The sequence below is a fragment of the Dokdonella sp. genome (assembly GCF_044227025.1).
Lineage (GTDB): Bacteria > Pseudomonadota > Gammaproteobacteria > Xanthomonadales > Rhodanobacteraceae > Dokdonella_A.
On record NZ_JBGAFX010000001.1, the window covers coordinates 930,511 to 950,202 of the forward strand.

General features: G+C 68.3%; 14 protein-coding genes and 1 tRNA gene. 11 read left to right on the forward strand and 4 right to left on the reverse strand.

Annotated elements, in window-relative coordinates:
• The first annotated feature begins 119 nt into the window (after nt 1-119).
• Nucleotides 120-2,498: a DUF3772 domain-containing protein gene (locus tag ACILRJ_RS04105; protein ID WP_395680662.1), complete on the forward strand. Its 2,379-nt coding sequence runs from the start codon at nt 120-122 to the stop codon at nt 2,496-2,498.
• 84 nt (nt 2,499-2,582) lie between these two features.
• Here ACILRJ_RS04105 and ACILRJ_RS04110 read toward each other — a convergent pair whose 3' ends face one another.
• Nucleotides 2,583-2,942 carry an HU family DNA-binding protein gene (locus ACILRJ_RS04110; protein ID WP_395680664.1) on the reverse strand — a complete coding sequence of 120 codons (360 nt, stop codon included), beginning with the start codon at nt 2,940-2,942 and terminating at the stop codon, nt 2,583-2,585.
• A 368-nt stretch (nt 2,943-3,310) separates the two neighbouring features.
• Here ACILRJ_RS04110 and recC point away from each other — a divergent pair, with 368 nt between their 5' ends.
• From recC to recD, 3 genes are read left to right on the forward strand one after another with little or no spacing between them, the layout of a single operon-like run.
• Nucleotides 3,311-6,958, forward strand: coding sequence for an exodeoxyribonuclease V subunit gamma (gene recC, locus ACILRJ_RS04115; protein ID WP_395680666.1), 3,648 nt, complete (start codon nt 3,311-3,313; stop codon nt 6,956-6,958).
• The gene (locus ACILRJ_RS04120) at nt 6,955-10,590 is read left to right on the forward strand and encodes a UvrD-helicase domain-containing protein (protein ID WP_395680668.1); all 3,636 of its coding nucleotides are present in this window, start codon (nt 6,955-6,957) and stop codon (nt 10,588-10,590) included. Before recC ends, ACILRJ_RS04120 begins: the two co-directional genes overlap by 4 nt.
• Entirely contained in the window at nt 10,587-12,500 is a 1,914-nt protein-coding gene (gene recD, locus ACILRJ_RS04125) for an exodeoxyribonuclease V subunit alpha (protein WP_395680670.1), read from the forward strand. Before ACILRJ_RS04120 ends, recD begins: the two co-directional genes overlap by 4 nt.
• A 48-nt stretch (nt 12,501-12,548) precedes the next feature.
• Here the strand turns inward: recD and ACILRJ_RS04130 are convergent.
• Nucleotides 12,549-12,625 (reverse strand) — tRNA-Met (locus ACILRJ_RS04130).
• A 145-nt stretch (nt 12,626-12,770) separates the two neighbouring features.
• Here ACILRJ_RS04130 and ACILRJ_RS04135 point away from each other — a divergent pair.
• The 3 genes from ACILRJ_RS04135 (at nt 12,771) to bfr (ending at nt 14,328) form a co-directional block, all read left to right on the forward strand.
• Complete coding sequence (locus ACILRJ_RS04135; protein ID WP_395680672.1) at nt 12,771-13,301, forward strand: RNA pyrophosphohydrolase; 531 nt, start codon at nt 12,771-12,773, stop codon at nt 13,299-13,301.
• Between the two features lie 86 nt (nt 13,302-13,387).
• A complete protein-coding gene (locus tag ACILRJ_RS04140) occupies nt 13,388-13,597 on the forward strand; it encodes a bacterioferritin-associated ferredoxin (RefSeq protein WP_395680674.1) in 210 nt (69 codons plus the stop codon).
• A gap of 260 nt (nt 13,598-13,857) precedes the next feature.
• Nucleotides 13,858-14,328 (forward strand): bacterioferritin, encoded by a 471-nt coding sequence (bfr, locus tag ACILRJ_RS04145; protein WP_395680676.1) that lies wholly within the window; start codon nt 13,858-13,860, stop codon nt 14,326-14,328.
• A 264-nt stretch (nt 14,329-14,592) separates the two neighbouring features.
• On the opposite strand, the gene ACILRJ_RS04150 is transcribed toward bfr, so the two are convergent.
• Both ACILRJ_RS04150 and hemJ read right to left on the reverse strand, forming a co-directional pair.
• Nucleotides 14,593-16,257, reverse strand: a complete 1,665-nt coding sequence (locus ACILRJ_RS04150) for an EAL domain-containing protein (RefSeq protein WP_395680678.1) — start codon at nt 16,255-16,257, stop codon at nt 14,593-14,595.
• A gap of 278 nt (nt 16,258-16,535) precedes the next feature.
• Complete coding sequence (gene hemJ, locus ACILRJ_RS04155; protein WP_395680680.1) at nt 16,536-16,970, reverse strand: protoporphyrinogen oxidase HemJ; 435 nt, start codon at nt 16,968-16,970, stop codon at nt 16,536-16,538.
• Between the two features lie 133 nt (nt 16,971-17,103).
• Between hemJ and ACILRJ_RS04160 the strand changes: the two genes are divergently transcribed.
• The 4 genes from ACILRJ_RS04160 to nudC are packed head-to-tail and all read left to right on the forward strand — an operon-like array spanning nt 17,104 to nt 19,629.
• On the forward strand, nt 17,104-17,823 hold the full coding sequence (locus tag ACILRJ_RS04160; RefSeq protein WP_395680682.1) for a DUF6776 family protein: 720 nt from the start codon (nt 17,104-17,106) through the stop codon (nt 17,821-17,823).
• On the forward strand, nt 17,810-18,244 hold the full coding sequence (locus ACILRJ_RS04165) for a polymer-forming cytoskeletal protein (protein WP_395680684.1): 435 nt from the start codon (nt 17,810-17,812) through the stop codon (nt 18,242-18,244). Before ACILRJ_RS04160 ends, ACILRJ_RS04165 begins: the two co-directional genes overlap by 14 nt.
• A gap of 39 nt (nt 18,245-18,283) precedes the next feature.
• Nucleotides 18,284-18,652 carry an iron-sulfur cluster insertion protein ErpA gene (gene erpA, locus ACILRJ_RS04170; RefSeq protein ID WP_395680686.1) on the forward strand — a complete coding sequence of 123 codons (369 nt, stop codon included), beginning with the start codon at nt 18,284-18,286 and terminating at the stop codon, nt 18,650-18,652.
• Between the two features lie 2 nt (nt 18,653-18,654).
• The gene (gene nudC / locus ACILRJ_RS04175) at nt 18,655-19,629 is read left to right on the forward strand and encodes an NAD(+) diphosphatase (protein ID WP_395680688.1); all 975 of its coding nucleotides are present in this window, start codon (nt 18,655-18,657) and stop codon (nt 19,627-19,629) included.
• The last annotated feature ends 63 nt before the right edge of the window (nt 19,630-19,692 follow it).

The window sequence follows — 19,692 nt, forward strand, 5'->3', positions numbered from 1 at the left end:
CCAGACCCTCCCTCGAATGGGAGGGTGTGCAAGGCGCGGGCCGATCGCGCCTGAAGCGCCGCCGAACCATTTTCCGCTCGAGCATTGACCGCATCGGCGTGCGCTTCGATCATGCGCGGATGCGCCTCCTTCCCCGTTGTTTCCCCGCGCTCGTGCTTTCGCTGGCGAGCGTCGCATGCTTCGCCCAGTCCCCGGACACCGGCAAGATGCTCGACGACGCGCGCCAGCAGATCGCCGAGGCGCGCAAGGCACTCGACGCCGGCAGTGTCGACGATGCCGCGCTGACCGCGCTGCGCGAAGGCATGGGTGCGATCGACACCCATGCGAATACGCTGCTCGGCGATCTCGCGCCGCGCTTCGACGCGGTCAGCGCGCGCCTCGCCGAACTTGGTGCCGCCCCGCCCAAGGGAGGGGAGGCGCGCGACATCGCCGCCCAGCGTGCCGATCTCGAAAAGCAGCGCAGTTCGCTCGATGCGGACATCAAGCGGGCCAAGCTGCTGATCGTCGACAGCGGTCAGGTCGTCGGCACGATCGCCGAAGCGCGCCGCGCGAATTTCCAGGCGCGCCTGTCGCAACGCACACCCTCGCCGCTGACGCCGACGTTCTGGCGCGGCCTCGCTGCCAACCTCGATCGCGATCGCGTGGGCGCGGCGACGCTCGTCGCATCGGCGGCCGCCGGCTTCGCAGGTGCATTCGCGCCAGGCAACCGCGTGCCGACCGTCGTCGGCCTCGTGCTCGGCGTACTGCTGATCCTGCTCGGTCGCTGGTGGGTCGAGCGCGCGCTGCTGCGCTGGACCGCCGACCGCGTGCCGCAGGGGCGCCTGCGTCGTTCCGCGCTGGCGACCGCGCTGGTTATTGCGACGACCCTGCTGACCGGACTCGGCGCGCAGGTCATTGTCACCGGTATCGACTGGCGCGGCGTGCTCGATGCCGATGCGCGCGCGCTCGCGCATGCGTTCGTCAATGCGGTGGTGTTCGGCAGCTACATCACCGGACTGGGCCGCGCGCTGCTCGCGCCGACGCGTCCTTCGTGGCGCCTGCCTGCCGTCTCCGATGCCGTCGCTCGCCGTCTGCGGCGCTGGCCGCTGCTGCTCGGCGTGGCGGCGTCTGCGAGCGTGCTGCTCAAGCACTTCAACGAGATCGCCGGTTCGAGCCTGTCGGCGACGATCGCCGCGAGCCTGGTCGTAGCGGTCCTCTACGCCGCGATCATCGGCTGGGGGCTCGTGCGCGCCGCGCGCACGCGCATTCAGACTGGCAAGGACGACCGTGCGCCGCGGCCGGCACTGATTGGCCTCGGCATCGCGCTGCTCTGGCTCGGTGTGGTCGTGACGTTCGTCGCCGCGCTCGCCGGCTACGTCGCGCTCGCACACCAGGTCGCGCGGCAGATGATCGGCCTCGGCATCGTCGCGGCGACGTTCTATCTCATCGTGCACGTCGTCGAGGACGCATTCGCCGCCGCGCTGTCGTCGCAGGCCGGCTGGGCGCAGCGCACGCTCGGCCTCGACCAGCGCGTGCTCGACCAGATTGCTGTCGTGTCCTCGGGCCTGTTCCGCGTGCTGGCGACCGCGATCGCGGTATTCGCCGCGCTCGCGCCGTTCGGCACCGATCCGTCCGACCTCGTCGCGCAACTCGGCCGCAGCGCTGCGGGACTCAAAGTCGGCGAAATCAACGTTGCGCCGGTCGCGCTCGCCGGTGCGGCGCTCGTGCTCGCGCTCGGCATCGCCGCGATCCGCGCGCTGCAACGCTGGCTGCTCGAGCGCTTCCTGCCGACGACGAAACTCGATCCCGGCATGCGCACGTCGGTGACCAGCCTGCTCGGCGCCGCCGGCATCGTGGTGGTGGTCGCGTTCGCGCTGTCCGCGCTCGGCTTCGGCCTCGATCGCATCGCCTGGGTCGCGAGCGCACTCTCGGTCGGCATCGGTTTCGGCCTGCAGGCGATCGTGCAGAACTTCGTGTCCGGCCTGATCCTCTTGATCGAGCGGCCGGTCAAGGTCGGCGACTGGGTCGTGCTCGGCGACGCCGAAGGCGACATCCGCCGCATCAACGTGCGCGCCACCGAAATCCAGATGGGCGACCGCTCGACCGTGATCGTGCCGAATTCGGAATTGATCACCAAGAGCGTGCGCAACGTAACACTCGCGAACGCCGAGGGACGCGTGCGCCTGCGCCTGCCGCTGCCGCTCGACAGCGATGCGACGCGCGTGCGCGAGATCATGCGCGAGGCGCTAGCGGCGAACCCCGATGTGTTGAAGACGCCGACGCCGAGCGTGCTGCTCGACGGCATCGAGAACGGCGAGCTGATGTTCGTGGCGGTCGCGTTCATCGCCAATCCGCGCCAGTCCGGCAGCGTTCGCAGCGACTTGCTGCTCGACGTGCTCGCGCGCCTGCGCGCGGAGCGCATCGCGCTGTCGTCGCCGCAGCAGATCAGGCTGCGCCGCTCGCCGCGCAAGGCAGCAGCGTCGGCGGTCGAAACAGGTGGGGGAGAAGCACCGGCCTGAGGCGCGGATCGCGCGGTCGGCGCTACGGAAGCGCTCCGCAACAGGGTGCTGCACCGCCGGCGACGCCGGCGGTGCAGCAGGGTCTTACTGTGCAGCGTCCTTGAGCTTCTTCAGCGCGCGGACCTTGACCTTGACGCTGGCCGGCTTGGCGGCGAACCAGCGCTCTTCCTTGGTGAAAGGATCGATGCCCTTGCGCTTCGGCTTGGCCGCAACCGCGACCGAGCTGATCTTCAGCAGGCCCGGCAGCGTGAACGTGCCGGCGCCCTTCTTGTGCACCGAGTTCGCAACCGCCTGTTCCAGCGCTGCGAGGACGGCACGGACGCCCTTCGACTCGACGCCACTCTGCTCGGCGAGGTGCGCGACGAGGCCGGACTTGCTCAGTGGTTCCGTAATCGGCTTCGAGGCGGACTTCTTGCCGGCAGCGGGCTTCTTGGATGTAGCCATGGTTTTCGTTTCTCCGTGGGGGTAGCGCGATGCAGCTCGTGCACCGCTGTGCCTAGCGTAGCCGGTTTTTTGCGTGTGCGCGCAAGAGTGGGCGCAAAAAACCGCGGTTTGTGCGCGATTGTGCGCCGCGACGTGCATGTTTGGCGCCAACGTGGCCGCTTTTGGCCGGTCGCCTTGGCGGAGCCGTCGGCCTGCGCGCCTGCGTGTGCGATGAAGGCCGCCGGTGCGTCGCGTGGCGATACCATTGCGGGGAACATCCAGAAGCATCCACGGCAAATCGCGGCGGATGAGACGGACCAGCCGGATGGTCTCGCCGCAATTCGCCGCGCCACACGCGCCAACCGCAATACGCCGAAGGGAGCGAGGTTTTGGATAGTGATGTCGCCGTCACCGGCTTGACCCTGCTGCGCGCCAGTCGTCTGGAATCCCTGCTCGATCCGTTGCTGGCGCTGCTGGATGAAACGCGGCCCGACAATCCGCTGCTGCCGCAAACGGTGATCGCCGCGCATCCGGGCATGAAGCAGTGGCTGACCGGTGCGCTTGCGAAGAGGGTCGGCACGCGGCGCATCGTCGCCAACCTCGACGTGTTGTTGCCGAGCACGTGGCTGGATGCACTGTCGCACCAGCGGTTGGGCGAGCGGGCGATCGCGCTGCCGCGCTATCGGCGCGGCAACCTGCGCTGGACGTTGCATGCGATGCTCGGGGAGCCTGCGCGCTGCGGCATTTCCGATTCGCGCGTGCTGGCCTATCTGGGCGATGCCGCGAGCGCCGACGAGCGCGCGTTGCGTCGCTTCCAGCTGGCCGATCGAATGGCGCGGACGTTTTCGCAGTACCTCGTCTATCGCAGCGACTGGCTCGATGCGTGGGAGGCGGGCAAGTACGCATTCGCCACCGCAAGGTCCGACGATGCCGCGCTGCGCGCACTGGAGGGCCGCTGCCTGGCGCCGTTGTGGAATGCAGTGGCCGCACGGCTTGGCGAGCATCGCGGCAAGCTGGTCAAGGCGCTGGTCCCGGCGCTGGAATCGTCCGACGTCGCGCTGCCGCCGCTGCATGTGTTCGGTCTGTCGCATCTGCCGCCGGCGGAGCTGTCCGTGCTGCGGGCCTGCGCGCGCACCACCCCGGTGTTCCTGTACATGCCCGATCCGTGCCGGGAGTACTGGGGCGGGCTGCACAGGAGCCAGGGAGGCGATGCGCGCTGGCGGGGTGCGGATGTCGACGCGTGGCGACGCTTCGGCGAGGACGAGTCGAGACGACTCGCCGACGCCGAGGCGCTGGACTGGCGCGAGCAGGGTCATCCGCTGCTGGCGCGCTGGGGTCGCCTCGGCCAGCACTTCTTTGCCGCGCTGGTCGATGGCGCGGTGCGCGAGGACACGCGTCATTGGCAGGACGAAGTCACGACATCGCCGCGGGACCGGTTGCAACGCCTGCAGGAAAGCATCCGTCGACTGGAGCCGGTCCTGATCGCCGAAGACGCGCGCGCGTCCACTGCCGAGGCCGACGCGAGCCTGCGCATCCATGTCTGCCACACGCGCCAGCGCGAGCTGGAAGTGCTGCGCGACGCGCTGCTCGATGCGATCGAACACGACGGCGTGCGACCGGACGGCATCGTGGTGATGGCGCCGGATATCCAGGCGTTCCTGCCCCTGATTCCGGCAGTGTTCGGCGAGCCGGGTTCGGCGCGCGAACGCTTGTTGCCCTATCACCTGGCCGATGTGCCGGTGGCGCGCAGCCATCCGCTGCTTGGCGTGTTCGAAACGCTGCTCGGCATCGGTGCCTCGCGCATCACGGCGCCGGAAGTCGTCGACCTGCTCGCGGTGGCCGAGGTTCGCCGCGCGCTGGCGCTGGACGATGACGGCGCCGACACGCTGGTGGAATGGCTCGGCAACAGCCGCGTGGCGTGGGCGCTGGATGGTGCGCACAAGGCGGCGCTGTCACTGCCGGCACGTGCCGAGTACAGCTTTGCGTGGGCGATGGATCGCATGCTCGCGGGCTATCTGATGGCGGATGTGCCGGGCGTGACCGATCCCAAGGCTGTGCGTCTTTCCGACGGCACGGAGCTGCTGCCGATGAGTGGCATCGAAGGCCCCAACGCTGCGGCACTCGGCAGTCTTGATCGCCTGTTGCGCGAGCTGCAGGGTTGGCGCGATCTGGCGCAGGCGGAACAGCCGGCCAGTCGCTGGGCCAGCGAACTGCGCGATCGTGCGGATGCGCTGATCCGCATCGATCCCGTCGACGCCGATGCGCGTGCGGCGCTGTCGGTGGTGCATCGCGTGATCGCCAATCTCGCTCTCGAACCCGCCTGCAACGGTGTCGATCCCGTGTTGCGCCTCGGCGTCGTGCGCGAACTGCTGCAGGATGCGCTGGCCGGCGCGCCGGAGCGGCAGCGCTTCCTGATGGGCGGCATCACCTTCTGTGGCATGGTGCCGCAACGCGCGATTCCGTTCGACGTCGTGTGCGTCCTCGGACTGGATGAAGGCGCGTTCCCGCGCAATCCATCCGACGGCGGCATCGACCTGATGGGGCGCATTCGCCGCATCGGCGATCGCGATGTGCGCGCCGATGATCGCTATCTGTTTCTGGAAACCGTGATGTCGGCGCGCAAGCGCCTGCATCTTTCGTACATCGGCCAGGGCGTGCGCGACGGCAAGCCGCGCAACCCTGCGGCGCCGCTGGCCGAACTCATGGCAGAACTGGAACAGCGTGCGGGCATCGCGCCCGATGCGGATGACAAGACGCCGCGTCCATGGCGCGTGCAGCATCCGCTGCAACCGTTCGATGCGCGCTACTTCGATGGTGGGCACAAGGCGCTGTACTCGTACTCGAGCGCATTGGCCGGCATGCGCGGCGACGGTCGCGCTCCGCTGCCGCGTCTGCGCGACGGCGCCCTGCCGAAGGCCGAGCCACCGCCCAAAGCGCTGCCGCTGGGTGCGTTGGAGAACTTCTTCAAGGATCCGGCCAAGGCGCTGCTCAAGGACCATCTCCAGCTGTCGCTGGAGGCGCTGGACGACGACGCGCGCCTGCCCGAAGACGAGCCGATGGATGGCATCGCGCCGATGCACACGGTCGCGCGGCGTGTGTTCCTGCGTCATGTGTTGCCGCGCCAGTGTGCCGATCGCGCGTGGGTCTGGGATCGCTCGCCACCGGCGTGGATCGAGCAGGGTGGCTTGCTGCCGCTCGGCGCCGCCGCGGATGCGGCCTGGACCAACGAGGTCGAAGCGGTGCAAGCGCTGTGGGCGCAGGCCGATGCCAGCGCTCGATTCGACCAACGCAGCGCGCGCGGGGGGCAGGCGGTGCGCATCGAGGTGGCGCTGGTCCATGCCGGGGACGCCGTGACGGAGAACAGCATGCCGCAGCACATCACCGGCATCGTGCGCAATGTGTTTCCGCTGCGTGACTCCGAACACGGCGTGCAGGTGGTGTTCGCGTATCCGAAGCCCAATGAGAAAACGCGGCTGAAGGCACCGAAGACGTTGGACTTCAAGGACCGGGTGCCACCGTTCCTGCACTGGGCGCTGCTTCGCCTGCACGCTGCCGGCAACGATGCGCCCGCGCCGGTGCGCCTGACCATGCTGGCCGAAGGCGAGCCGGATCTCGCCGCCGAGGTCAATGCGTGGGACGAAGACTACTGCGCGGCTGACACCGCCAAACGCGCAGAATGCGAAGCGGACCTGCGCCGCCGCCTGCGCGCACTGGTCGAATTGTGGTGCGCGGGCCGCGAGGGCTCATCGCGCCTGTATCCAAAAACTGGATGGGCCGCACTACAGGCCAAGCCGGAAGACGCAGCGATCGCCAGTGCCGTGCGCGGTACCTGGGTCAGGGAGTTCGGCGAGTACGAAGGCGAGCGCGACTATGCGCCGGGGTATACCCGGCTGCTCGAAGGCAATCTCGTTTTCGGCGATCCGGAAACCGATGCAGGGGGCCATGCGTTGGACGCGCTCGTGCGCGACGCGCGGCTGGTCAATGCGCTGATCATGCTGGGGGAAGCGAACGCGAGCGCGCAGGAGAAACACCCATGAGCGCGCCCGCCGATTGGACTGCACTGAAGTTGGCCGGGCATGGTCGAAGCCTGGTCGAGGCGAGCGCCGGTACCGGCAAGACCTGGACCATCGGCATGGTGTACTTGCGCCTGCTGCTCGAACAACGACGGTCGCCGCGACGCATCATCGTCAGCACCTTCACCAATGCTGCGGCGGCCGAGCTGGCCGAGCGCCTGCGCGCCAGGCTGCTGTGGGCGTTGGCCGAGGCGACGCGACACGCTGCCGGCGATGGGGTGGTCGCCGACAGGGACGAAGCGTCCGACCGAGCATGGCTGCGTAATCGCTGGCGCGCCGACGCCTCCGCACTGAGCGCCGATACGCAGCTTCTGCAGGCCGCGCTAGGCGAACTCGATGCCGCGCCGGTGTTCACGCTGCACGCACTGTGTGCACGCGTGTTGGTCGATCATCCATTCGTGGCCAGCGCGCTGTTCCACGGACGCGAGATGATCGATGGCCGCACGCTGGAGACTGCGTTGGTCGCCGACCTGTGGCGGGTCGTCGCGCAGGGGGAAGCGTCGGACCCGCTGGTCGAGCTCGCGCGCCATGCGCAGATGACCCGCGCCCGGCTCAGGAAGTACGTGCCGGTGTTGGCGCAACCGAATGTGACCGTCGCCGGTGCATCGCCGGAAGCACTGGTTGCGGCGACCGAAGACATCGTTGGCAGTCGGGCGGACTTCGCGGGAAAACTGCGCTCGGTTCTGGATGAGCCGGGCTTGTTGAGTGCCAACGGCAGAACCCGCAAGGCATGGAGTGCGCTCGCCGATGCGCTGGCTAGCAGCGCGGAACTGGGTCAGGCCATCGCCGATCATCACGACACGCTGCGCGATGCCATCCAGTTGATGAAGGGCGTCAACAAGTCCGGCAAGGAACACCCTGCGGTACTCCAGCTCGTGGAGCAATCTGCGCTGATTGCGAACTCGCTGCCGTTGCTGGCGGACCTTGCCAGCAACCTCCCGCTGCGCCGCTTCCTGGCCGCCGCCCAGCGCTGGTGTCGGGACAGCATGCAGTCGCGGCTGGATGCGCTCAACCAGTCCACGTTCGATCAGCTGCTGCATGCCGTGCATGCGGCGCTGGAACCGCGCGACGGGCAGCGCGCGCTGGCCGATGCGCTGTACGCGGCGTGGCCGGTGGCCCTGGTGGACGAGTTCCAGGATACCGATCCGGTGCAGTTCGGCATCCTCGATGCGATCTATCGCGCTGCCGACCGCGAGCCGCGTGGACGGCTGCTGATGATCGGCGATCCCAAACAGGCGATCTACCGCTTTCGCGGCGGCGACGTGCAGGCGTACGAACGCGCAAAGGGGGCGGTGCCGCCGGAAGATTGCTTGACCCTCGACGTGAACCACCGCTCGAGCCGTGGCTACGTGAATGCGATCAACGCGTTCTACGCCGTGACCGGCACGCGACTCGGCCCCGAGGATTCGGAGACGACCATCACGTATGAGAGGGTCCAGGCCAGTGGCCGACGCGATGGCGCGCCGTTGCGCTCCGCCAGATCCGGCAAGCCGATCACACGCCCGCTGGTGTTGCACGAGCAACGCGAGAGCAGTTCTGCGCCGATGCTCGAAGCCGACGCGTTGCGCGCCTGCGCCGGACAGATCGTGTGGGCACTGTCGGACGAGGGCTACTGCATCGGCGAGGACCCGCTCAAGCCGGGCGATATCGCGGTCCTGTTGCCGAGCCATGTGCAGATAGCGCGGCTCGCCGCGATGCTGAAAACACGCGGCGTGCCGTGCGTGACGGTGTCGCAGACGAGCGTGTTCGATACCGACACCGCGCGCGACCTGCGCCTGCTGCTGCACGCGGTGCTGCATGCGGACGATCCGCGCACGATGCGCGCCGCGTTGGTCACGCGCGTATGGGGCAGGAGCCTCGGCGACTTGCAGGCGCTGCGCCATGACGCGGCGGCATGGGATGCCGAAGCCGCGCGCGTGCATGCGCTGCAGGCGGTGCTGGCGACACAAGGCCCGCTCGCGGTCGTCATCCGTCTGCTGAAGCAGCACGCGGCGCGCCTGCTCGCGACCGTCGAAGGTGAACGCATGCTCACGGACCTGCGCCACCTCGGCGAGTTGCTGCAGGAGGCTTGGGAAGAACGGGGTGGCGGCGAACGACTGATGGCGTGGTTTGCCGATCAGATGGATGGCGGCGACGGCACCGAGACCGCCGCCGACGCGCGCGCACTGCGTCTGGAATCCGAAGCCGGGCGCGTGAAGCTGATGACCTTGCACGTCAGCAAGGGGCTGGAGTTCGGCGTCGTGTTCCTGCCGCTGATGTGGAAGCACACGCGCCCGCTGCCAGCGCGGAACGGAGCGCAGTGGCTGGCCGATCACGATGGCAGGAACAAGTATCTGGTGGAAGATCCGGCCAGGGCGCTGGTGCAGCAGCAGGAATTCGAAGAACGCTACCGCATGCTGTACGTGGCGCTGACGCGTGCCATTCACGCCTGCCATGTCTTCACGCTGTCGCCGGAGGTCCGGGACGAGCAAAAGCAGCTCGACGATGCGCCACTGAATGCGCTCGATCTCTCGGGCCTGTGGTCCGCCGGGAGCGCCGCAAGCGCATCCGTCGCACATCACGTCGGCTGGGAAACGCATGGCGAGCTGCAGTGGTCAGCGCCCGCGGCAGGGAGTGCGGCGCGCGTCGCTCGCGCACTGCCCCCCGCGCCGCGCGGGCCGCTGCCGATGCGCCACAGCTTCACCACGCTCAGCGGTGGCGGCGGATCACGCGTGGCCGAAGCGGACGCCGCCGCGGACGACGAGGGTGTGGAGTCGACGTCGCCGGAGGCCGCGCTCGACGCCGCCGAGGTGGAGGCCACCCCGCCCACCTGCACCTTCCACGCCGAGCTTGATCACCTGTCGACGGTGGCTGGCACGGATTTCGGCAACGCCGTGCATTCGATTTTCGAGAAGCGCGTTGCCGGTGTTTCTCTGCTCGCGCAGCCAGCGCGCGTGCGCGCTGCGCTGGACGAGTTTGGCGTGCGCGCGCGCGACGGCGACACCGACGCGCTGGGCAAGGCGCTCGCCGTGCGCCTGCAGGGCGTGCTCGAAGCGCGGCTCGGCGGCGACGACGGCCCGTCGCTGTTCGATCTGTCGGCAGAGGACATGCGTGCCGAAATGGAGTTCAACTACCTGCTCGGCGGCGCCTCGCTGCGGGCGCTGCGCGAGACCTGCGAGGCGAACGGCGAGCATGGACTCGTGCCCGCGCGCGAGCAGGCGCTGGCGGGACTCATGAACGGCAAGATCGATCTCCTGTTCGCCCATGGCGGGCGCTTTCATGTGCTCGACTACAAGGGCAACCAGCTCGCCCGCGGCGCGCGCGCGTGTCTGGAGGACTATGCGCCCGAAGCGCTCGAAGAAAAAATGAACCACACCGGCTACCGCTTCCAGGCGCTGCTGTACACGATCGCCGTGGAGCGCTATCTGCGCGAACGTCTCGGCACGCGCTACCTGCGCACGCAACACCTGGGCGACTGCTGGTATCTGTTCATCCGCGCGGCTGGCCTGCACCTGCCGGACGGAACGCCTTGCGGTGTCTGGCGCCACCGCTTCAGCGACGCACTGCTCGATGGCGTGCAGGACGTGCTCGGCTCCAGTCTGCGGGAGGTCGCATGAACACGTACGTCGCCGGACAGCAATTCGATTTTCGCGAACGGCCATCGCACACCGCGCTGCCCGAGGAATGGCGCGAACTCGACCGCGCCGTGTGGCGCTGGGTGCGCGCGCACGGCGGTGATGAAGCCACCGCGCACGCAGCGGCATGGGCGAGCCATGCCGAAGGGCAGGGACACAGCGCGTTGCCGCTGTCGATGACGGTGAACAACGGCGACCCGGCGCTGGCTGCGAAACTGCGCACGACGCTTGCGCGCAGCACCCTGGTGGCCGATGTCGGCAAGGAGCAGGAAGGACCGCGTCCATTCGTGCTCGAGGGCGAGCATTTCTACCTGATGCGCAACCACCGTGCCGAAGTCGCGGTGGCGCGCGAGCTCGCGCGTCGGCGTGGCGCGAGCGTGCCCGCGCGCTGCCCGTTGTCGGACGATGAACTGCGTGGGTTGTTCAACGGCAGCTGGTCCGATGCGGAAGAGCGCCAGCGCGCCGCCGTCCGTCAGGCCATCGGTCGACGCCTGATGGTGCTCACCGGTGGTCCCGGTACCGGCAAGACCACCACCGTGCTGCGCATGCTGCTCGGCCTGTCGCGCGAGCATCACGCGCAGACCGGCCGCTTGCCACAGTTGCGGATCGCGGCGCCGACCGGGAAGGCGGCGCAACGTTTGAGCGAATCGCTGCGCAACGGCGCCATGCGCCTGCGCGGTGCTGCACAGCCCGTGGGTGAGGCTTGGATCGCGCATCTCGATGCCGTGCTTGGCGCGGAATCGGGCACCGTGCATCGACTCCTCGGCAGTCGCGGCCGCAATGGCGGCTACGCATTCCACGCCGACGAGCCGTTGCCCGCCGACATGGTGGTCGTCGACGAGGCCTCGATGCTCGACCTCGGCCTGCTGCGCGCGCTGCTCGATGCACTGCGCGACGATGCCGCGCTGGTGCTGGTCGGGGATGCCGACCAGCTCACTTCGGTCGGCACCGGCTCGATCATGATGGACATCGTGCAGGCGCTGGACGCGGATCCGCGCGAGGATCTGGTGCGCCTCGTGCACTGTTTCCGCGCCGATGTCACGTTGGTGCCCATCAACGAAGCGGTGCGCGCCGGCGATCCGGCCGCTTTCGCCAGCGCGATGGAAAGCGCGGCGGCACACACCGCGTCCAACGGACGCTGCGCGGCCGTGTCGAAGCTCGTCGCCGACCTGCCTTCGCTGCGCCGCCAGTTGACGGCCTGGACGCGCAACCTGCAAGGCGTGCTGGAAGACGCGAACATCACCACCGCCGTCGCTGCGACCGACGTCTCGCTTGCCGTGCGTCTGGATGCGCTGCGTCGTCAGCAGTTGCTGTGCGCGTTGCGCGAGGGACCGTTCGGTGCCGTGCAGGTCGCCACCGCGATCGCCGCGCGCTTGCGCAACTGGGACGCATTGTCGCCATGGGCGGGGAGTCCCTGGTACCCGGGTCGTGCCGTCATCATCACGCGCAGCGACCATGCCGCGCGCCTGTACAACGGCGATGTCGGCCTGTGTGTGCTGGTCGAGAGCGCCAATGATCAACCCGTGTTGCAGGTCGCGTTCGAGCCCACGCCGGATGCGTCCGCGGAGTCGGTGGACTCCGGTGCAAGCGCGCGCGTGCGCCTGTTCGATCCGGGCACCCTGCCGCCGCACGAGGATGCCTTCGCGCTGACCGTGCACAAGAGCCAGGGCTCCGAGTACGACCACGTCGCCGTGCTGCTTCCGCCCGACGCCGAATCCCCGCTGCTGGTGCGCCAGACGCTGTACACCGGCCTGTCTCGCGCGCGCCGATCGCTGGAGCTCTGGAGCGTTCCCGCCGCGACCGACAAAGCCATCGGCACGGTGCTGCGCAGGCATGGCCGGCTCGCGCAAAGGGTGCTGGACGAAGCGGGGTCCGGGCTGGACGGGCCGTGAAGCTCGGGGGCTCGCGTCCCGCGGAGCGGGTTTTCACCGGCAGCTTTTTGGTGGCTATGGGTGGACTCGAACCACCGACCCCAGCATTATGAGTGCTGTGCTCTAACCGGCTGAGCTACATAGCCAAGAGGCGCCTCGCCGGACATGCGCGAGGGGCGTGCGATTCTAGTGCGCTGCGTCACGGTGTCAAGCCGCCTGTCTCGTCCAGCCTTGCCGCGCGTGCGAGGCGTGTGGAAGAATCGGGCGCATGTACTTGATTGGCCATCATCCATGATCGATCCCGATGGCTACCGACCCAATGTCGGCATCATCCTGCTTAACGCCCACGGGCATGTGTTCTGGGCGCGCCGCATCGGCCGTGACGGCTGGCAGTTCCCGCAGGGCGGGATGCGCAGCGACGAGACGCCGATCGAGGCGATGTACCGCGAGCTCGAGGAGGAAACCGGCTTGCGCCCGCAGCATGTCGAGGTGCTCGGCGCCACGCCCGGCTGGTTGCGCTATCGCCTGCCGCCGCGGCTGGTGCGCCGGCATTCGCATCCGGTCTGCATCGGCCAGAAGCAGGTCTGGTTTCTGCTGCGACTGGTCGGCGATGAATCGGCGGTGTGCCTCGATGCCAACGAAAAGCCCGAGTTCGATCTGTGGCGCTGGGTCGACTTCTGGTATCCGGCTGCGCATGTGGTGACCTTCAAGCGGCGCGTCTACGAGCAGGCGTTGCGCCATCTGGTCGTGCTGGCCGAGAACAGCTGTTCCGTGACCCTGCGCGAGCAGCACTGGACGGTCGAGCTGGCGACCGCAACCTGAACGAAGACTCCGACGCCCGTTCGGGTGTTGACAATCATTCGCATTTACATTCAAATGGCGACCATCCAGCCTTGGATATCCGCCGAATGTACGTCTGCATCTGCAACGCCGTCACCGACCGGGCAATCCGCGAAGCCGCCGCGAGCGGCGCGAGTTCGTTCGACGAAGTGCGCAGCCGCACCGGTTGCGCCGATTGCTGCGGCAGCTGCGAAGACCTCGCCGCGCAGATCTTCCAGGACGCGCAACGCGCGAACATGCGTCCGCTTGACCTGCCGGTGTTCGCCCGGGCCGCCTGAGGCCCCCGCCGCCGTCGCATGGCTGGGCGGCGAGTGTCCGTGTGGTACGTCGCGCACTGCGCTCCTGCCACCGCATCGGACCCGCGACATGCGACGTGCGTCATGCATCGGTCGCACTTCAGTGCTTCACCGCGCGCAAATGCGTGCGATTTTCGTTTCGACCCGGCATGGCGATGCGGCGTTATGCTCGCGTATCGATCGGTGGTCCTGTCGCACGCGAATCCACGCTGGCGCCCACCCCGCATCACGGGAGAATCCGCATGAAGGGCGATCCGAAGATCATCGCGCACCTCAACAAGGCGCTGTTCAACGAACTCACCGCGATCAACCAGTATTTCCTGCACGCGCGCATGTATCGCAACTGGGGCTACAAGGAACTGGCCGAACACGAGTACAAGGAATCGATCGACGAGATGAAGCACGCCGATCGCCTGATCGAGCGCATCCTGTTCCTCGATGGCCTGCCGAACCTGCAGGCACTCGGCAAGCTGCTCATCGGCGAGTCGCCGAAGGAAGCGCTTGTGTGCGATCTCAAGCTGGAGATGCTTGCGGTGCCCGACCTGAAGGCCGCGATCGTGGATTGCGAGGCGCTCGGCGACTATGTCAGCCGCGAGCTGTTCGAGGACATCCTCGGATCCGAGGAGGAACACATCGACTGGCTCGAGACGCAGCTCGGCCTGATCGACCGTCTCGGCGAGGTTGCGTATCTGCAGACCAAGGTTGGGAGTTGATCGCAGCGCGCGTTCGCTTTTCAGGCTTGCCGCTCCTGTCATCCGGCGGGAAGAGCGCGCGAACCGCCCAATGATGCGCATGCGGAGTTGATCGTTTCGCGCAATCGCCAAGCGCTTGCGTGGATTGAGGGCCGGGCAGGGCGGGTCGAGCGCGCAGCGCGAGTCCGGCCGCGCGTCGCGAAATCGTCGCCGATCGACGGCGGCACACGCTTCGCGCGTACCGCCCTACCGTACTGCGCCGGACACAAACGGTTTCGAGCGCGGTCAGACTTTGTGGCCGTGGAAGTCGAATGCGAGGTCGCTGTCGGCGGCCTGCACGAAATTGCCCTGGATGAGATCGACGCCGGTCAGGCACAGCGCCGCGGCGCCGCGTGCGTCCTCGACGCGCGGTGCGATCACGCGCGTGCCCCGCGCGTGCAGGCTTTCGACCATTGCGACGAACGCTTCGCGTGATTCCGGTGTATCGGCAGACGGCCGAGGCGCCAGTTTGACGAAGTCGAGCGGGAGCGAAGGCAGCGGATGCACGTCGGCGAGTTCCTCGTCGAACCCCGACACCGACAGGCGCACTCCGAGTTCGCGCAGCGCGCCCGCATAGCGCTGCACCTCGGCAGGTGCCTCGATCGCATCGGTGGCGCGCAGTTCTAGCGTGAGCAGGCCGGGCTCGATCGCGTGGCGCGCTAGCACTGCGGCCAGCCACGCCGGCATCTGTGCTTCGCGCACGCTGGCGAGCGACTGGCTGACGAACAAGTGCATCGGCGCTTGTCCGTCGCGACCGACCATGCGCTCGACGCAGTGCCTGATCACCCATCGATCGATCGCACCGATCAGCCCGGCGCGTTCCGCCGCAGGCACGATTTCGGAGGCGGCGTGCAATTGCCCGTCGCGATCGCGCAGGCGCAGCAGCGCCTGGAAGCGTTCCTCTTCGTCGCCGCGCACCGACATGATCGGCTGGAACACGACTTCGAATCCGGAATTCTCGAGTGCGAAGCGGATCACGTCGACGAGCTTGCCATCGACGCGGGCATCGATGTCGCGCACGAGGAAGACGCCGTGCCGATCCTGCGCCTGTGCGGCATGCACGACTGCACGCGCGGCGTCATACATGGCGCCGGCATTGCGTGCGCCGCGCAGTGTGCATACCGCGACGTCGAAGACGGTGCCGCGTCGCACGCTGTCCTCGCGCAGCCGCCGTGCATAGCGTTCGATCGCGGCCAGATCGAAATTGCGATTGAACACCAGGAAGCGGCCTCCGCCATCCGACGCGACCCGGTCCTCGGCTTCGACCTGCGAGCACAGCACGCGCAAGGTCTCCGCGGTGCGCACGGCCGCGTGGGCACGATCCCGGTCCGCTTCGCTCGCCGGCGCCAGCAGCAGCAGGCCGCCGCTGTGGATGCCGGCATCGTCGCGGACCAGCGCGTCCGACAGTTGCCGCAGCAGTTGCTCGCGCGAGCAGGCCGAGGTGGAGGAAGTCGGCGCGCGTGGTCCCAGCGCGGGTCGTGGCGGTTCGGCGACCGGCGGTGCGGGCGCCGGTGCCGCAGCGTGCTTCGCTGTCGCGCCGGAGTCCTGGATGGCTGCGGCGCTCGCGACAGCCTCGCGTGGCGCACCCGGGAGCTGTGTCGGGTCGAGGGCGCCGACCAGCGCCGCCAGTTGCGCGAGGCTCGCGCGATCCGGCGCGCGCGGCGGATCGAGCAGGGCCGCGCAGGCGGACTGCAAGGCGTCCAGTTGCGCGGAAACCGCGATCGCGCCGAGCAGGCGGCATGCATGCGAAAGATGCCGTGCATCGTCGGCGACCAGGCGCAGCACGTTGACGTCCCACGCCGTGGTCAGGCCACGGCTGCGCCGACGCAGGCGCTCGATGCGCTGCGGCATTTGCAGCACCCAGAGCTGATGCAGCGGCGGTTGGGGTGCAGCAGGGTCGTTCGCCATCATGGCAGTCCCTCGCGTCACACCGCGAAACTATACCAGTGCCGGCGCGGATCGGCCTGCCGGTGCCCGCGCGGAGCGTCCGCGCCCGGCGAGGCCCGTTCCTGCCTCGCCGGCTGCCGGGAGGCCTGTCCGGAATTCAGTTCGCTTGGCGCAGCGCCGGAGGCGCGCCGTAAAGGAGCCCGGACACCTCGGTTTTGCGACTTCGCGAAACTTCATTCCGCTGCGCTCGACACGAACGGCTTGTGGCGGACTCGTCGCTTGCCGGGATGACGACGTTGGACTTAGTTCCAGGCGGGCTTGAGCACGACCAGCAGCACGATCGCGATCAGCAGCAGCGCCGGAATCTCGTTGAAGATGCGCAGCCAGCGGCTGGAGCGGCGGTTGGCGTCGCGCGCGAACTCGCGTGTCATGCGCGCGAGCAGGGTGTGGTAGACGACCAGCAGCGCGACGAGCGCGAGTTTCGCGTGCAGCCATCCCTGTTGCAGATAGGCGGTGCTCGCGTGCGCGAACGCGGCAAGCGTGAGCGCGCCGAACAGCAGCGCCAGCGCGCCGCCGATGTGGGTGATGCCGAGCAGGCGTCGCTGCATCACCTTCAGGCGTTCGCGCACGACTGCTTCCGTCGCCTCGGCGTGGTAGACGAACAGGCGCGGCAGGTAGAACAGGCCGGCGAACCAGGTCACGACGAAGATGATGTGGAATGCCTTCAGCCAGAGCATGCGGTGTGCCGGTTCGCTGCGAAGCCGCCATTATGCAGGGTGCAGGCAACGCGGGCGCGCTGTCCTTGACCGTCGCGCCGGACGCGTCTATAAGCCTGCACCTCGCATCCACCGGCGCGAACGACGCCCGCCCATGTCCCCGCTTCCATCCCTCGTCATCCGCCGCCACGATCCGGCGCAGGAGCGGCGCGCGCGCCTGTTGCTTGGCGCGATCTGGCTCGGTTCGCTGTTGATCGTCGCCGGAGTGATGGCGATGTTCGGCAGCCATCCGCACGGTCCCGACCGCTCGGCCGAGCTGGCAGCGGCGGTGAAGGAGGGCGAGGCGCTGAAGACGCGCGTGGCGATGCTGACGCGTTCGGAACAAGTCGCCAAGGCGGCGCTCGCCGACGTGCAGCAGACCCTGCGCGACCGCGAGGAGGAAGTCGACGGCCTGCGCGCCGATCTCGCGTTCTACGGACGCCTGGTCGGAGGGGGCACGCGCGAGGGTCTTGCCGTGCATGCATTGCGGGTCGTGCCGGTGAAGGGCTCGCAGGCGTGGAATTTCACCGCGACCCTGACCCAGAACTTCAAGCGCGGCGAGGAGATCAAGGGGCGCCTGGTCCTCGGCGTCGAGGGAATCACGGCCGGCAAGCTGGAGACCCTCGACTGGGCCTCGCTCAGCCAGGGCCAATCGAGCGGAATCGAGTACGGTTTCAAGTATTTCCAACAGGTCAGCGGTACCATCATGCTGCCCGCTGGGTTTGCGGCAAATCGCGTGATCGTCCGTGCTGAGGGCGAGGGCGGTCGCGTCGAGCAGGAGTTTTCCTGGAAGGATGCCATCAAGGGCGAGGAGAGCGAAAATGTTCCGCAGTGACAAACGCAACGACCGGGCGGTCGCGGCGATCAGCACCTTGATCGCGGCCGGAACGACGATTCGCGGTGACGTCCATTTCACCGGCGGCCTCCATCTGGAAGGCGTGGTCGAAGGCTCTATCGCGGCCGAGGGCGCGGACGCGGTGCTGACCCTGAGTGAAAAAGGTCGGGTCGTGGGCGAGGTGCGCGTATCGAACGCGGTCGTCAACGGCACCGTGAATGGCGACATTTTCGCGGCCGAGCGCCTCGAACTCGCCGGCAACGCGCGCGTCTCGGGCAACGTGCACTACAAGGTGCTGGAGATGGCCGCGGGCGCGCAGGTCAACGGCAAGATGCAGCACCAGGCCGATGCGCCGCGCCAGTTGCCATCGCCGACGATTGCCGACATCGACGCCGATGACGTCGAGGCCGCGCATGCGTGAGGGCTTGAAAGCGCGCCTTGCTGCACCGATCTGCCAAGCATGAGCGCGACGCACACCCCGACCTACCTGGACGCCGACGCCGCGCCGCTGGTGTTCACCGGCGCCGCGGCAGGCAAGGTACGCGAATTGATCGCGGAAGAAGGCAATCCGGAGCTCAAGCTGCGTGTCTACATCAGCGGCGGCGGTTGTTCCGGTTTCCAGTACGGCTTCACGTTCGACGAAGCGCGCGCGGAGGATGACCTTGCGGTCGATCGCGACGGCGTGACGCTGCTGGTCGATCCGCTCAGCCTGCAATACCTCGCGGGCGCCGAGATCGACTATTCCGAATCGCTCACCGGCGCGCAGTTCGTGATCCGCAATCCGAACGCGAAGACGACCTGCGGGTGCGGCTCCTCGTTCACCGTCTGAGCGTGGACCTGCGTTCGAACATCTTCGCCGGCCTCGAACTGGAGCGCAATGCCGAGTTGCGCGACGACGCCGAGTGGGCGAACGCGCAACACACGGATCCGCGCGCGCGCTTCCTGCTGCTGGGTGCGGACGGAGCCGCTGGCCGGCGCGCGCTGTTCGACAAGGAACGCGGCACATTGCGCCTGCTCGATGTGGGCGAACGGCGCAGCCTCGCCGGCGAATCGAGCGTGATCTATCTGGGTGCCGACGCGGCGGGTCCGCTGTTCGCGTTGCCGATCGACGCCGACGGCGACGCGCGCGTCGCACGCGAACTGGCAGCCGACTACATCGACCTGCGCAGCGCCGGCACGCGCCTGTCCGCTTTCCAAAGCGGCCTGTTCGCCTACGCACGCGCGCTCGCGCATTGGCAGGCGCGCACGCGCTGGTGCAGCGCCTGTGGCGCGCCGCTCCAACTCGTCGCGCTTGGTCATCGCGGCAAGTGCACCAATGCGCAGTGCGCGAGCGAACACTTCCCGCGCGTCGACCCGGCCATGATCGTCATCGTCAGCTGGCAGGATCGCTGCCTGCTCGGCCGCCAGGCGAGCTGGGGCGACAACCGCTGGTCGACCCTCGCCGGTTTCATCGAACCGGGGGAATCGCTCGAGGACGCGGTGCGCCGCGAGGTGTACGAGGAAGCCGGCGTACGCGTCGGCGCCTGCGAGTACCATTCCTCGCAGCCGTGGCCGTTTCCGTCCGCGCTCATGCTCGGCTTCTGCGCCGAGGCGGTCGATGCGTCGATTCGCGTCGGCTGCGAACTCAGCGACGCCCGCTGGTTCAGCGCGGCGGAGATCATCGACGGCATCGCCTCCGGCGGCCTCGTGCTGCCGCCGAAGTTGTCGGTGTCGCACGAGCTCATCGCGCACTGGCTTCGCTCGCACGCCGGCGTCGAACTCGGCGCACTCGTCGCGACCGACGCTTGGGCAACGCCACGCGGCTGAACTCCGGCCGTTCGGGAGTTCGTCGGGACGCGGAGCATGCGGCTCGACGGGCAAGAGCGGCGC